13 protein-coding genes are annotated in these 13,957 nt (G+C 44.9%); 5 read left to right on the top strand and 8 right to left on the bottom strand.

The annotated features are described in order from the left end of the window. The first annotated feature begins 98 nt into the window (after positions 1-98). Positions 99-725: an AraC family transcriptional regulator gene (locus tag NX845_RS11505; protein WP_260256838.1), complete on the top strand. Its 627-nt coding sequence runs from the start codon at positions 99-101 to the stop codon at positions 723-725. A gap of 113 nt (positions 726-838) precedes the next feature. Here the strand turns inward: NX845_RS11505 and NX845_RS11500 are convergent, their stop codons facing one another. Together NX845_RS11500 and NX845_RS11495 are read right to left on the bottom strand one after the other, a co-directional pair. After that, complete coding sequence (locus tag NX845_RS11500; RefSeq protein ID WP_017077380.1) at positions 839-1,330, bottom strand: hypothetical protein; 492 nt, start codon at positions 1,328-1,330, stop codon at positions 839-841. Positions 1,331-1,352: 22 nt separating this feature from the next. Then, a complete protein-coding gene (locus NX845_RS11495; protein WP_017081421.1) occupies positions 1,353-1,874 on the bottom strand; it encodes a nicotinate-nicotinamide nucleotide adenylyltransferase in 522 nt (173 codons plus the stop codon). A 109-nt stretch (positions 1,875-1,983) separates the two neighbouring features. Here NX845_RS11495 and nadE point away from each other — a divergent pair, with 109 nt between their 5' ends. After that, on the top strand, positions 1,984-2,814 hold the full coding sequence (gene nadE, locus NX845_RS11490; protein WP_065681642.1) for an ammonia-dependent NAD(+) synthetase: 831 nt from the start codon (positions 1,984-1,986) through the stop codon (positions 2,812-2,814). Positions 2,815-2,908: 94 nt separating this feature from the next. Here the strand turns inward: nadE and NX845_RS11485 are convergent, their stop codons facing one another. Then, positions 2,909-4,765 (bottom strand): hybrid-cluster NAD(P)-dependent oxidoreductase, encoded by a 1,857-nt coding sequence (locus NX845_RS11485; protein ID WP_065681641.1) that lies wholly within the window; start codon positions 4,763-4,765, stop codon positions 2,909-2,911. A gap of 217 nt (positions 4,766-4,982) precedes the next feature. Between NX845_RS11485 and NX845_RS11480 the strand changes: the two genes are divergently transcribed. Both NX845_RS11480 and pyrC read left to right on the top strand, forming a co-directional pair. Beyond that, complete coding sequence (locus NX845_RS11480; RefSeq protein ID WP_004731890.1) at positions 4,983-5,141, top strand: YqaE/Pmp3 family membrane protein; 159 nt, start codon at positions 4,983-4,985, stop codon at positions 5,139-5,141. Positions 5,142-5,333: 192 nt separating this feature from the next. Next, complete coding sequence (pyrC, locus tag NX845_RS11475) at positions 5,334-6,362, top strand: dihydroorotase (protein ID WP_048661087.1); 1,029 nt, start codon at positions 5,334-5,336, stop codon at positions 6,360-6,362. Positions 6,363-6,536: 174 nt separating this feature from the next. Here pyrC and NX845_RS11470 read toward each other — a convergent pair whose 3' ends face one another. Beyond that, positions 6,537-7,442: a DUF808 domain-containing protein gene (locus NX845_RS11470; protein WP_065681640.1), complete on the bottom strand. Its 906-nt coding sequence runs from the start codon at positions 7,440-7,442 to the stop codon at positions 6,537-6,539. Between the two features lie 174 nt (positions 7,443-7,616). Between NX845_RS11470 and NX845_RS11465 the strand changes: the two genes are divergently transcribed. Continuing rightward, positions 7,617-8,543, top strand: coding sequence for a M14 family metallocarboxypeptidase (locus NX845_RS11465; RefSeq protein ID WP_065681638.1), 927 nt, complete (start codon positions 7,617-7,619; stop codon positions 8,541-8,543). A gap of 200 nt (positions 8,544-8,743) precedes the next feature. Here NX845_RS11465 and NX845_RS11460 read toward each other — a convergent pair whose 3' ends face one another. The 4 genes from NX845_RS11460 to NX845_RS11445 form a co-directional block, all read right to left on the bottom strand. Next, a complete protein-coding gene (locus NX845_RS11460; RefSeq protein WP_004731897.1) occupies positions 8,744-10,351 on the bottom strand; it encodes a BCCT family transporter in 1,608 nt (535 codons plus the stop codon). 502 nt (positions 10,352-10,853) lie between these two features. Next, complete coding sequence (locus NX845_RS11455) at positions 10,854-11,426, bottom strand: malate synthase (protein WP_004731899.1); 573 nt, start codon at positions 11,424-11,426, stop codon at positions 10,854-10,856. A 236-nt stretch (positions 11,427-11,662) separates the two neighbouring features. After that, complete coding sequence (locus NX845_RS11450; protein WP_065681637.1) at positions 11,663-12,583, bottom strand: cache domain-containing protein; 921 nt, start codon at positions 12,581-12,583, stop codon at positions 11,663-11,665. Between the two features lie 11 nt (positions 12,584-12,594). Beyond that, complete coding sequence (locus NX845_RS11445; protein ID WP_004731904.1) at positions 12,595-13,935, bottom strand: TRAP transporter large permease; 1,341 nt, start codon at positions 13,933-13,935, stop codon at positions 12,595-12,597. Between the last annotated feature and the right edge of the window lie 22 nt (positions 13,936-13,957).

The following is a 13,957-nucleotide window of genomic DNA, read 5'->3' as shown; positions in this document are numbered from 1 at the left end:
TGACAAGGTCAGACCAGAAAGATTGAAAATGCCCTGTTATTGTTGGCATTCTTTAAAATTAACGGTAATCTTGACGCCCCAAAATTAAGGTACTATCTATGAACTTCGCTATTGAATATACATCGGCTTACTTTTCACACTTGGTGATCACACCTCGCAAGAAAGTACTTAAACATAGCCTTGTGTCGGTTCAAAGTGGCTTGGTTTTGATAAAGCTGGGTAAACAAGAGTATGCCGTCGAGCCAGACCAGAATGTATGGATTCCATATGACTGCCTAACATCACTGACCTATTTTCCAAACACCCAGGTTAATCGTGTCGACTTCTCAGTTCGTTTGGCCGACTCATTCCCGAGACAAGCAGGATACATCACGCAAACCAACCTCTCTTCTGCGTTACTGGACAAGTTGGAGCTAACCAAAGCTCGCGCTTCAAATGCCAATAATACGGAGCAAGCGTTTAAAGATATGCTTTCTGTTCTCAAGCAAGAAGTGTTGGCATTTAAGCCACTGCTTTGCGAAAGTGCTCTGTCTCAGCGATTCAATCAGTGGAACATCGATGACTCGAACCTACCGCAAGAACACACCTTGGTGATGGTAATGCGCGAGGCAAAGAAACGTATGCAGTCGGGTCAGAAACGTGCACTTGTGATTGATGATTTGTTCTCAGGCAAAGAAGAAGAATTTGAACAGCTGTGCATGCTTGTTTTTGGCGAAGATTTATAGCTTAGCGATAAGTTATAGCTAATATGAAAGCAGCAAACCAGATACTAAAAAGCCGCAAAAACTCAGTTTTTGCGGCTTTTTTAATTCTTAGCATCGATTAATAACCTAACGGTCTAGAACGGCAATTCAATCTGCATCATGAGGTCAGCGTCTCGTGAGTCATGCCAACGGTAATCAAAGCGCATACGCGGCTGCCCTTCTACTTTCTCGCCAAAACCGATGCTGAGTTGAAGACCATGATTCATCAACCACTCTTCAGTCGACATATCATACTGATCATCTTCGAGATCTTCTGGGAACCACATACCTAATCCAACGTAGTTAGATTCAAGGCTTTGAGTTAATAGAGGCGCATCTTTGCTCTGAATAACCCAATCAGACCAATAGTCTGCCGTTGATTCAGGTTCATCTTCGCTTAATCCACTGAGCTCCATCATACGTTGACCGAAGGATTCAAGGCTCGTAGATAAGTCTAAACAGTTATTTTCATCGTCAGAAGTCAGCATGATCGAATCTAAGCTAAAGAAATCACAATCAGCGTGAGCAGGCATACTGCATGCTGCAATGATCATCGTCGCTGGTATCGCGCGCTTTAGCATAGTCATCAGACCTCTTAAATTAGTGAATCTACATTATTGTATACAGTTCACCATCTTGCAATATCTTTGTAACTGACTTTGTACTCAATTTCGCAACATTGCTCCCATTTTGCAAAGCAAGGCGGATATCGGTACTACGAATCTTTACTTTTTCAGGGCAAGCCATCACAGACCACTGCTTGGTAATCTCATCTGATTTATAGAAAGATGAGAATTTAAAGAAGTTATCTGGGCCAATAACAAACGTCAGTTCAGCGTCACGATGTAACTTTTGGAGTTCACTGAGCACTGCATAAGTCGTGACGCTTTCACCTGGAGTAAACAAACTTTTTTCGATCAAAGAAAGCTCCACTTGATCCAGTGAAAGATCGCTAATAAATGCGTTAACTAACTGACATCTCGTATCAAAGTCTAGCATCTCTTTTCCCCAAGCATGGGCAATACTTGGAACAAGTAGAATTTTGTCAAAGTGAGCCAACGAATCAATCACACTTTTGTGCCCTAAGCTCGGCGGATTAAACGCACTACCGAAAATGGCTATTTTTTCCATTATTTATTACTGCCTTCTCTTTCTAAGCTTGTGCAAAGAGGTTTTTAAATCGGATGATTTAGGTATGATAACACTAGATTTTTAATTTGCTTGCAGGAAAGGAATACGAATGGAACAGTTAATTCGTGACGAAATGCGCGTACTACCTTCAATTGACCCTCACTTCGAAGTGACTCGCCGTGTGGACTTTATCAAAACTAAACTTCAGCAGTCAGGCTGCAAGTCTCTGATCCTTGGTATCAGTGGCGGTGTAGACTCAACGACCTGTGGCCGTTTAGCACAAATGGCAGTTGATAGCCTGAATGAAAGCGCTGGTAGCGACAACTACCAATTCATCGCCGTTCGCCTGCCTTATGGTGAGCAAAAAGATGAAGACGAAGCACAACTTGCTCTGTCTTTCATTCAGCCTTCTCAATCCGTTTCTGTAAACATTAAAGCGGGTGTTGATGGGCTTCACGCCGCATCTCACGTTGCTCTAGAAGGCACTGGCCTACTACCAACAGATTCAGCAAAAATCGATTTTGTGAAAGGGAATGTGAAAGCTCGCGCTCGCATGATCGCACAATACGAAATCGCAGGTTACGTTGGCGGCCTTGTCATCGGTACTGACCACTCAGCGGAAAACATTACTGGCTTCTACACTAAGCACGGTGACGGCGCATGTGATTTAGCACCACTGTTCGGCCTGAACAAACGTCAAGTTCGTGAACTAGCAGCAACACTGGGCGCTCCAGAGCTACTGGTTAAGAAAGTACCAACTGCTGATCTAGAAGAGCTTGACCCACAGAAAGCCGATGAAGCAGCATTGAACCTTTCTTACGATCAGATCGATGATTTCCTTGAAGGCAAAGCCGTTTCTCAAGACGTATCCGATCGCTTAGTGAGTATCTACAAAGCAACACAGCACAAGCGTCAACCAATCCCAACGATCTACGATTAATTAGTTTTTGAATTAGTCTCAGAATCAAAAAGGCCGGAAGCTCATTCACGAACTTCCGGCCTTTTCTATTCTATGTGCGGAATAACTTAACTAGTTAATCAACAACTTCGATATCAGTTTGAGGCACACTGCAACACGCTAGTATCTGACCCATATTACGTTCATGCTCTTGCAATGCAGGCACATCCGGTTGGTGAACTTGCCCAGACTCAAGGGTCACTTTACAAGCGCCACAGAAACCAGCACGGCAGCTTGAAGCGATAGACACACCCGCAGACTCTGCTTGCTCTAGCAGGGTTGATTGGTTATTACCTTCAAACAGGTAGCCATTGACACTTAACTGCAGTTGCTTCACCGCCTCTTCGGTAGACTGAGCCACACCAAACGCTTCTTGATGGTAATGCTGAGGGTTAAGCCCCATTTGAATCAACAGTTTCTTGGCATTCTCCATAAAACCGTCAGGGCCACACACGAAGGCTTGACGCTTATGTAACTCTTCGATTTTAGCGACATGAGACACGCTCAAACGTCCTGATAAACCATCCCACTCTTTCGTTGGTTGGCTTAGTGAATAAATTACCTGTAAGCCTGGATGTTCCTTGGCAATTTGATCGATCTCAGCTTGATAAGGGATATCTTCTTCGCTGCTGCATTGGTGATAGAAAACCACATCACCAATCTGACCATGGTCGGCTAAATAACGAAGCATCGACAACATTGGCGTAATGCCGCTACCCGCAGACAAAAGAAGTAGTGGATGCTTAGGGTTTTGTTCTAAATAGAAAGCACCATCTGGGTTTTGAGCAACAAGCGTATCACCGACTTGGAAATGATCATTGAGCCAGTTTGAGATTTGACCATCGTCCACTCGCTTTACAGAAATCGCCAAACGACCTGCGCGTGATGGACTCGAAGATAACGTGTAACGACGAGACACTTTTTCGCCATTAATCACCATCTCAATCGGTAGATGTTGCCCCGGCTGATAGCTTGGTAATGAATGGTTCTCTTTCGCTGGCTCTAGCCAGAACGTCGTAAAGTCTCGAGCGATCTCTTCACGTTCAACGCAAGTTAAGTGTAGCGATTCTACCCATGTATCTTCGTAGTGCTCTTTTTCTTTAGTTTCTAATACTTCAACAACATCACCGGCTTTGACTAAGCCTTCATTTTTAGCCACAAGGTTTTGGCCAAAGAAAACGCCACCGCGCTCGTTGGCTCGGAATGAAGAAAAGGTGTTAAGCGGCTCTTTTGTCGCTCTAAGTTCGCCACTCTCAACATCAACCGTGGTTAGGATACATCGTTCACAAGGCTTAACGGATTCAAATTCAACCTCACCAATTCGGATACGCTTCCAGCTATCTTCGGCAAAAGGTTCTGTGTTGGAAACAACAAAGTTGGTGCGGAACTGATCCATTGAATGGGTTTCAGGGCTGCGGCGATTGAGTTCATCAAGAGAGGCTTGGCTGATCACTAACATTGGGTAACCGTCGGCAAAGCTCACATTATGACCGAGCTTTTCTCGGACACGATTCGATTGCTCACCAGAAAACAGTAGCTCAACGCGCACGCCCAACACATCACTGAACCAATCATCGGCTTCATCACATGTCGTGTATGCCGTGAAGCTGTCTTTCCACACCGTTGCTGGTGCTTCTTGCATCTTGAAGCTCGCATACTTTAGGCGCAGCGCTTCTTTACCTTCATAAGTGAAGATCAAACCATCTGGTTGCAAGCTAGAAGATACCTTGACCATTTTAGGGTACTTACGCGCCGTCACCATTGAACCGTCAGCCAACGCCAACATAAAACGTCTGTCGAAAGTAAGACCTTGTTTTTCGACCCAAGCAGAAGAGAGTGCAATCCCGCCCACTGACTTAACCGGAAATACATTGATTTGAGATAGAGAAGGCACTTGCTGTGAAGCCTTTTGATCTGACGGTAGCTGCGACATAACGATTCCAATGTTTTGTTATTTGTCCCAATGCTAACAAATGGTTATAAATAGATAAACTGGCAGGCATTAAACACTTGATACTAAGCTATTATCTTGAGATGTTTAGCTTTCTATTTTGATACATTAAGGCAGTAATGCAGTAACACTCTCCATACGTTCTATACTTTGAACACGATTGCTGCTTTGAACTTTCATTGAATAAAAAGGATTTATCATGAACAAACTCGTCATTATCATCTTATGTGTACTACTTCCGCCTGTTGGCGTGTTCTTCGCTCGTGGTGCAGGTAAAGACCTATTGATTAACATCATCCTGACTTTCTTCTTCTGGGTGCCAGGAATGATTCACGGACTCTGGGTGGCGACTCGTTAACCCTTCTTAACAAATAAATACCGAATAAAATACCCATAAAAACAAGCTCCTAGCCCTGAAGAGTTAAAAATAGGATGAAATGAAAGTGCTTTTCCACTATCATCCTGTCGCCTAAACGTAAGCGATTGCTTTCACAGATTTCGCTGAGTTTAGGCTCCAACTACATAACACTTCAAATGGTGGGAGCCTTCAATGACACAACTTACGATTACTCGTCCTGACGACTGGCACGTTCATCTACGCGATGGCGAAGTATTAAAAGATACAGTGCGCGATATCAGCCGCTACAATGGTCGAGCGTTAATCATGCCAAACACCATCCCACCGGTAACCGATACCGAAATGGCTTTAGCTTACCGTGAACGCATCATGGCAGAGCAGCCAAGCGAGCAATTCCAGCCTCTAATGGCACTTTACCTAACAGACAACACAACACCTGACGAAATTCGCAAAGCGAAAGAGTCTGGTGCCGTAGTGGCTGCAAAGCTTTACCCAGCAGGCGCGACGACTAACTCGGATTCAGGCGTAACGTCAGCTCAAAAGATTTACCACGTACTAGAAGCGATGCAAGAAGTGGGTATGTTGCTGCTGGTACACGGTGAAGTAACGGCTCACGATGTTGATATCTTTGACCGTGAAAAAGAGTTCTTAGACACGGTTCTAGCACCGATTGTGAACGACTTCCCTAACCTGAAGATTGTTCTTGAGCACATCACAACTGCAGACGCAGCGACTTTCGTTAAGAACGCTAACGAGAACGTGGCAGCAACCATCACCGCTCACCACCTGCTTTACAACCGCAACCACATGTTGGTTGGCGGCATTAAGCCACACTTCTACTGCCTTCCTATCCTGAAGCGTAACACTCACCAATTAGCGCTTATCGAAGCTGCAACAAGCGGCAGCAAGAAGTTCTTCTTGGGTACAGACTCTGCACCACACGCAAAAGGCGCAAAAGAGTCAGCATGTGGTTGTGCAGGTTCTTACACAGCGCACGCTGCTGTTGAACTGTACGCAGAAGTGTTCGACTTAGAAGGTAAGATTGAGAACCTAGAAGCGTTTGCAAGCCACAACGGCCCTGACTTCTACGGTATTCCACGTAACACGGACACCATCACTCTTGTTAAAGAAGAGTGGAACGTTGCTGAAACCATGCCTTTCGGTTCAGACATCGTTGTGCCAATCCGTGGCGGCGAGACGATTGCTTGGTCTGTGAAATAAACACTTGGTCTGTAAAATAAACGCTTAGTCGGTAAATTAGCGCTCATATTGAAAAATAAGAGCGTGGTGTTAATTAAACACGACCTATTAGACTAAAAGGGGCACCATAATGATTATGGTGCCCCTTTTTCGTTTCGTGGAGAGAGGGTTTTATTAAGACCAATAATGAGCGGATTACTTACCGCGAATTTTTCCAATCACAGTCCAAACAGCAACAACGCTCAGTCCAGCTAAGACACCAATAACACCATTCAACAGAGTTGGAACAACCGCTGTCGCTATCGTGTGTCCACGAAAATCCATAATAATCGGTTCAATTAAATGATGAATCGCAGGGACGTTGTGAACCACAATACCGCCGCCAACCAAGAACATCGCCGCAGTACCGACCACAGCAAGCGTCTTCATTAACTTGGGCGCAAACGCGACTAGCCCATTACCCAATTGAGTTTTAATGGTACTCCCATTCGATGTTCGCTGGAGATAGAAACCTAAATCGTCCAACTTCACGATCCCAGCAACTAAGCCATAAACACCAATCGTCATCACAACTGCAATCAAACTCACGACAAGAATCTGAGTAACGATACTTGTACCCGTCACGGTACCCAGAGCTATCACGATGATTTCCGCAGATAATATGAAATCAGTACGAATCGCGCCTGCGACCTTTCTCTTCTCATATTCTTCTATGGATTCACCAGTATTTGTGTCCTCCCCCTTTTCATCATCTTGATGAGAATGAGGAAATAGCTTCTCTAAGATTTTCTCTGCGCCTTCAAAACAAAGAAACAGACCACCAATTAAAAGCAAAGGCATGATCAGCCAAGGAATAAAGGCACTGATCAATAATGCCGCGGGCACCAAAATCAACTTGTTTTTAAATGAGCCTTTGGCAACCGCCCATACCACAGGAATCTCTCGTTCAGCAGAAACACCGGATACCTGCTGAGCGTTCAGCGCTAAATCATCCCCCAACACACCAGCGGTTTTTTTCGCTGCCACCTTAGACATCAGTGCGACATCATCCAACACGGTTGCAATGTCATCCAGTAGCGTTAATAAACTTGCTCCAGCCATTTTATGGTCTCTTTTAAGGGATTAAACAATTGATAAAATGTAACACCATCAATCCACTCATCAAAGTTATGAGTCTGTAAAAAATAGAGTGACAAGTTGTGTTTTCTATTGCCGTCTCTGCTAGACAGGACTAGTCTGTCTTCATCTTTCGCGAACATAAAAGAAGAAGTATAGATGAAAAGTGAATACTCCTACCCAATCGGTGAGCCTGGAAAAAAATGGCAACAAGCAGAACGTCAAGCATGGTTCGCTCAAAGAACGGTTAAGCGTGAATATCAACAAGAAGTTGTGCCAAAAATCCAAGCACTCGCAGACCGCTTCGACATCGAACAATACGGTGCACTGAGCTACGACGAAGCTCGCTTCCCGCTTTTTGCAATCAAGAGCAAAAACTGGGACGCATCAAAACCGACGATCCTTGTAACGGGTGGTGTCCACGGTTACGAAACCAGTGGTGTGCACGGCGCGATCAAGTTCGCCGCGACTCAAGCAGAACAATACGCAGCGCACTTCAACATTGTAGTAGCACCTTGTGTAAGCCCTTGGGGTTACGAAGTGATCAACCGCTGGAATCCAAATGCTGTCGATCCAAACCGCTCTTTCTACGACGGTACGCCAGCAGAAGAATCAGCAAACCTACGAGCTTTAGTGGCCTCTTTGCCAGAAGTATTGGTTCACGTTGATCTGCATGAGACGACAGATTCTGATGAAACTGAATTCCGACCAGCACTCGCAGCGCGTGATGGTATTGAGTACATCGAAGGTATGATCCCAGACGGTTTCTACACAGTTGGTGATACTGAAAATCCACAACCAGAATTCCAAGCAGCGGTTATTGCTTCGGTCGAAAAAGTGACCCACATTGCACCAGCAGATGCAGACGGCAAGATCATTGGTTCTGAAGTTACACAACATGGCGTGATCAACTACCCTATGAAGAAGCTAGGCTTGTGTGGTGGTGTGACTGATTGTAAGTACGGCACAACCACTGAGGTTTACCCGGACAGCGACAAAGTGACAGACGAAGAGTGTAATGACGCTCAAGTTGCTGCGGTAGTCGGTGCTTTGGATTACGTAATTCAACATGAATTGAACGCGTAAGCTATTAGCTAAAGCTGCTCCCTAAAACTAAAAAGAGCCACAAGTGACGATTCACTTGTGGCTCTTTTTTGTCTTATCTGCTTGTCTTTGATTTCTTCTTGGGCATAAAAAAGCTCCCTTGCACACAGTACAAGAGAGCTTTGAAATAATACTTAATAAGGAGTAACTAGAGAACTATCTACTCCCCATACTTGATTACTTTATTTAGCGGTTTCGCTAACGTTTTCTTGTCCTTTATCTACTTCAGTCAGTAGACCTTTCAACAAGCTGAAACAACCAATCAGAAGAATGATCGTAAACGGCAATGCAGCAATGATCGTGATCGATTGCAGAGCTTGGATAGATTGAGTACCACCAATCCACAGCATCACCATTGCAATAGCACCTGAGATAACCGCCCAAACAACTTTCTGTTTAACAGGAACTTCAAGCTTACCACCCGCTGTCATGCCATCGATAACGATAGAGCCTGAGTCTAGCGTTGTAACGAAGAACACGATGATCAGCGCGACTGCGAGAACCGACAGAATACTACCGAACGAGTAAGCATCTAGCATGTAGAACAAGCTTAGAGACACGTCTGTGATGCCTTGGTCGAGACCAAGTTGCCCTACATGATTAATCACCTGCTCGATAGCCACGCCGCCGAAGATAGCCATCCAAGCCGACGTTACCAATGTTGGGATAATCAGTACGCAAAGTAAAAACTCACGAACCGTACGGCCTTTAGAAATACGCGCTACAAACATGCCGAAGAAAGGTGCATACGCAACCCACCATGCCCAGTAGAACACAGTCCAGCCATGCAGCCATGTTGTGTCTTCACGACCAGAGCTTTGGCTCAACGCTACGATGTTATTCGCATAACCCGTCACCGCCGTTGCCACAGAATCAAGCACGGTTGTGAAGTTCAGAACAGCGATAAGACCAAGGAATACGAACGCAATAACCATGTTCAGGTTACTTAGGAACTTAACACCACCGTCCATGCCACGCATAACAGAGATGATCGCCAAGCCCATAATCAAAACGATAATAGATTGCTGAAGGTAGATGTTGTTTTCCAAGCCAAACACGTGGCTAATACCACTTGCTGCCTGCGTACCACCTAGGCCTAATGAAGTCGCAAGGCCAAACAGAGTAACCAGTACCGTTAGTACGTCGATCACATCACCTGTTTTACCCCAAACTCGTTCACCCAGTATTGGGTAAAACACAGAACGCATTGATAGCGGTAAGCCTTTGTTGTAAACAAAGTACGCTAGACAAAGCGCCGTCATGCCATAGATAGCCCATGCATGAAAACCCCAGTGGAACAGTGTCGCACCGAGTGCCAGTTCACGGCCTGCTTCTGTAAATGGTTCTGCACCGAGTGGCGTTCCGAACCAGTTCGTGAAGAACGCGGTTGGCTCTGCAACACCCCAAAAAATAAGTCCTATACCCATACCCGCTGCGAATAGCATTGCTATCCAAGATGACATGGAGTAATCCGCCGTCGCGTCTTCACCACCTAGACGAATTTTACCCAAAGGTGAAAACGCGAGAACAACGGCAAACGCTAGCATGATGTTAGCTCCCCACATAAAGAGGAAGTCAAACTTTGATAAAACAGCACCCTTAATAGAATCAATAGCAGCTTTAGCATCTGCAGGAGGAAGAGCAAGAAGAGTGATGATGAAGAGAAGAGATAAGCCTACTGAGGCTACGAAAACTGTGTTATGGACATCCATGCCCCATTTACTGACGTTGTCTTGACCAACTTGATAGTCAGTAGAATCAATACTGTATTTTTTTGATTTAAAACTCATAAATTATGATGTTCGCATATCCGAATCAACGAATATAAGGACGCTCTCCATATCCAATTACTACTTGATTGGCTCGCCGAACCACCTAAATAAAAAGGCGATAAAAATCACAATGATTGGTGACAAATGGACTTATTGGCTCAATCCCAAGGCGCGGATTATAGCACAGCTCAAAGCATTTTGACTGATTTTTAGCTCAATAGTCACCCAAACCACCGTCAATAGTGATAGTTAAACCAATAAAAACAGAATGAAATAAACAAATAAAAATCTTTAAATACAGCACTTTAAATTAAAATAGCGCACCGTAAAATCTCATTCAAACTTTCTAAAGATAAAATGAACCACAGCCTAATTTATTTATAGCTCTAACAAAAAAGCCCCGCTATAGGGGCGGGGAAATTACCAAAGGTAAAAGAGAAATCAGTATTCAAATGTCAGTGCTACGTCTAGCAGAGCAGCACTGTACATTTCAAAGACAGTACATTTCAAAGACAGCACATTAGATCGCGAAGCAAAAACCTAGGTTATAGTCTTCGCCATTTTTTGCCGTGAACTCTTTATCTTCACTTGAAGCGTTCGGTCGACCGCTTTCATCGCCTTTCACTAAGCTCACCCAGTGACGGATGCCAGAAGAACGGCTCGCCTCAGTTTGGCCAAACGTGGTGCATGTCTCTAACTGGATATCTTGAATATCAACCAATTCTAAGTAGCCAGTGCCTTTACGAGCACCGATTGTCACTTCAACGTGTGTACCGCTTTCATCACGAAATAGGATTGCTGAAGGTTTAGACTTATCGCCGGTGAAAGCAACAAAGTGCTTCGCTCGTTTTAGGCCAGTATGTTCGCCATTTTTGAAGTAAACCTGAACATGTCGGTAGTCAATCTCATAGCTCACTGCGTCTTCGTGTGAACCAGCCTCAAGAGGAAATAGAGTATCAAGCAACTGTTTCGCCATTTTTTGTTTTTCGAGCTGCTTGTCTGCTTTCACCATTTCTACGGCAAAGACAGCTTCAGCAATAAATGTTGAATGGTTTCTGTGAAGTTCTGTTCTGTCTAGTGTCAGCATATTCATAGTCTTTCCCTCTTACGGCTTTGAATTTCATGTAGGTCAAAAATCCTGATTGACCCTTTTCAAAATTGTTCTTTACTGTGTTGCTTCCATGTATTTCATACTACTTGTATTTTAGAAACAATTTCACAACAAAAATTTCACAGTGTTAATTTTACTAAATTGCTTTTTTACACAAACCGGTATTTTGAGCCCCCAGCCCTTTATCTAACTGGGTTGAGGGCTCAGTAGAAACACTTTTACGTGTTGTTTGAATTTGTGTAATAACCAACACCAACCAGCTTATTGTCGATCACTCGATAGTAAGTGTGCTTGGTTTCCACTTTGCTCGACAGCGGGTTTAACCATTGATAGGTATAAACGCCTCGCCCATTTTCTTTCGCTAGGTTTAACATCTCAGTGAGAATTGGCTTATCGTCAGGGCTTAGGATTTCGTTGTGTGAACGCCCAACAAGCTCAGGGGATACACCGTGCGCGAGCAGCTTTCCAGAGCTCATATCCATCACGAACACATACAAGTCTCCCTCAACAAAGCTGCCTTCGGTATCATTGAACTCGGCGAGACTGTCCTGCTCTGATTCCACTATCGCGGCCATCGCTCTCGCCAATAATCGCTTAGCTTCTGTTGCACTAGAGCGTTCTGGGTAATACCCCACGGCAACAATCACATCACCCACACGTTCAAAGAAAGTGGTTTTAGGCTCGCCCATGCGGTCAGTCGGATTAGTCCAATGGTACTGAACTTCGCCAAACCCGTTGTGCACAGCCTTAGTGATCATTTCACGGAAAAAGGGATTACCGTAAACGTCTTGAGTATCCAAAACACTGTCGCCCACCAACACCATTGAAGAGCCGCCACTGGCAAGGAATTGGCCATCAATACCAAGAGCAAACACATAGAGCTCACCGTCTATATATTCGGCATCACTCATGAAGTCTTTGACACTCTCATCGCCATCCTTTTGTACATGGACAACCGCTTTAGCAAGCAGGGTTTTGGCTCTTCTTTCAGCATCGCTGACGACATGTGGCTCTGAAATATCGAGCACATTAACTGGCTCGTTTTCTTTTGCTGTTTCTGAATGTTCGGCACGTAGTCCAATGCCACTGATCACTGCAAATACGGCACAACTAATAAGGATAATTCTTGATATATTCATAGTGACTTCTCCTAATAGCCTACTAAGGACGGTAGCCAAAGCGTAATTTGTGGGAAGAAAGCGATAACGAACACGCCAATGACGGATGCAAGCACAAAGGGATGTATCTTCGCGGTGATCTGTTCAACCGTGGCCCCGCCTATTCCCGAGGCGACAAAGATATTTTCACCGAGCGGCGGTGTAGCAAAACCTATCGATAACGTACACACCACCACAATACCTACGTGGGTTGGATCTGCGCCTAGCATGTACATGATTGGCAGCAAGACCGGTACGATAATCATGATCGCGGCTAACGTTTCCATAAACATGCCAACGAAAAGCAGTAACACAATAGTCAGTGCCCACACCATGTACATATTGTCAGTGAACCCTAACAGTGACTCCGCCACCACTACTGGAATTTTTTGTTCGATTAACAAGCGACCAAATACCGTTGCCGCGAATAGAATCAGCAACACACGTCCGGTGATCCATGTCGTTGTCGACAATGATTTAATCGTGCTTTTGAACGATAACTCTCGGTGAATAAACACCCCGACAAACAGTGAATAGAAGATAGCCACAACCGCTGATTCTGTTGGTGTGAACATGCCACTGTAGATGCCCCCGAGAATCAAAAACGGAGCCAGTATCGACCAAATACCACGACGTAAAGAGTGTCTTACTTCGCCAAATGACCAGTTTTCAGTCAGCCCTTTGTAACCTTCACGTTTAGCAATAAAGTAGTTAGTGACCACTAGCGTCGACGCCATAATGAAACCCGGCACAACCCCAGCAACAAACAGTTTTGGAATAGATAAAGAGGCAAACTGTCCGTGTTGAGCAATGGCCTCTGGCGGTGCCATTAATCCCATAGCGGAGATGCCGAAAATAACTAGCGGGATGGATGGCGGAATAATGATACCCAATCCCCCTGAAGCGGCAGTCACCGCGGAGGCGTAGCTCTTATCGTAATCTCGCTTAACCATTGCTGGTACCATCAACATACCAACCGCAGCGGTGGTGGCTGGGCCTGAACCTGATATAGCTCCAAAGAAAAGGCAGGCCATTACCGTTGCAGCGCCAAGGCCACCCGTCACGGGTCCGGCTAAGCTCTCTGCAATATCCACCAGACGTTTGGAGATACCCGCCGCCTCCATTAATGCGCCAGCAAGAACAAAAGCCGGCAGCGCCATTAACGGGAAATTACCTACCGAAGTAAACGCGATTTGTACTAAAGCGATGGGATTTTTGTCGAGCAACATATAGGCCGCCATTGAAGCGCCGGCCAGTGATACTGTGATTGGTGCACCCAGAATTAACAGGGTTAAGAAGCCACCAAATAAAATTAGAGTTAAATAGGATTCCATTATTACATCTCTCTATTACGGC

Origin of the sequence: Vibrio sp. NC2, assembly GCF_025195005.1 — a bacterium.
In the GTDB taxonomy this organism is placed as follows: Bacteria; Pseudomonadota; Gammaproteobacteria; order Enterobacterales; family Vibrionaceae; genus Vibrio; species Vibrio splendidus.
Note: the sequence above shows the minus strand (reverse complement) of the source record. Positions and strands in the feature narration are given on the sequence as shown.

What these genes read in the sequence shown, in the direction of transcription:
- NX845_RS11505 (WP_260256838.1), top strand. Translation starts at nt 99, where the DNA reads ATGAACTTCGCTATTGAATATACATCGGCTTACTTTTCACACTTGGTG.
- NX845_RS11500 (WP_017077380.1), bottom strand. Translation starts at nt 1,330, where the DNA reads ATGACTATGCTAAAGCGCGCGATACCAGCGACGATGATCATTGCAGCA.
- NX845_RS11495 (WP_017081421.1), bottom strand. Translation starts at nt 1,874, where the DNA reads ATGGAAAAAATAGCCATTTTCGGTAGTGCGTTTAATCCGCCGAGCTTA.
- nadE (WP_065681642.1), top strand. Translation starts at nt 1,984, where the DNA reads ATGGAACAGTTAATTCGTGACGAAATGCGCGTACTACCTTCAATTGAC.
- NX845_RS11485 (WP_065681641.1), bottom strand. Translation starts at nt 4,765, where the DNA reads ATGTCGCAGCTACCGTCAGATCAAAAGGCTTCACAGCAAGTGCCTTCT.
- NX845_RS11480 (WP_004731890.1), top strand. Translation starts at nt 4,983, where the DNA reads ATGAACAAACTCGTCATTATCATCTTATGTGTACTACTTCCGCCTGTT.
- pyrC (WP_048661087.1), top strand. Translation starts at nt 5,334, where the DNA reads ATGACACAACTTACGATTACTCGTCCTGACGACTGGCACGTTCATCTA.
- NX845_RS11470 (WP_065681640.1), bottom strand. Translation starts at nt 7,442, where the DNA reads ATGGCTGGAGCAAGTTTATTAACGCTACTGGATGACATTGCAACCGTG.
- NX845_RS11465 (WP_065681638.1), top strand. Translation starts at nt 7,617, where the DNA reads ATGAAAAGTGAATACTCCTACCCAATCGGTGAGCCTGGAAAAAAATGG.
- NX845_RS11460 (WP_004731897.1), bottom strand. Translation starts at nt 10,351, where the DNA reads ATGAGTTTTAAATCAAAAAAATACAGTATTGATTCTACTGACTATCAA.
- NX845_RS11455 (WP_004731899.1), bottom strand. Translation starts at nt 11,426, where the DNA reads ATGAATATGCTGACACTAGACAGAACAGAACTTCACAGAAACCATTCA.
- NX845_RS11450 (WP_065681637.1), bottom strand. Translation starts at nt 12,583, where the DNA reads ATGAATATATCAAGAATTATCCTTATTAGTTGTGCCGTATTTGCAGTG.
- NX845_RS11445 (WP_004731904.1), bottom strand. Translation starts at nt 13,935, where the DNA reads ATGGAATCCTATTTAACTCTAATTTTATTTGGTGGCTTCTTAACCCTG.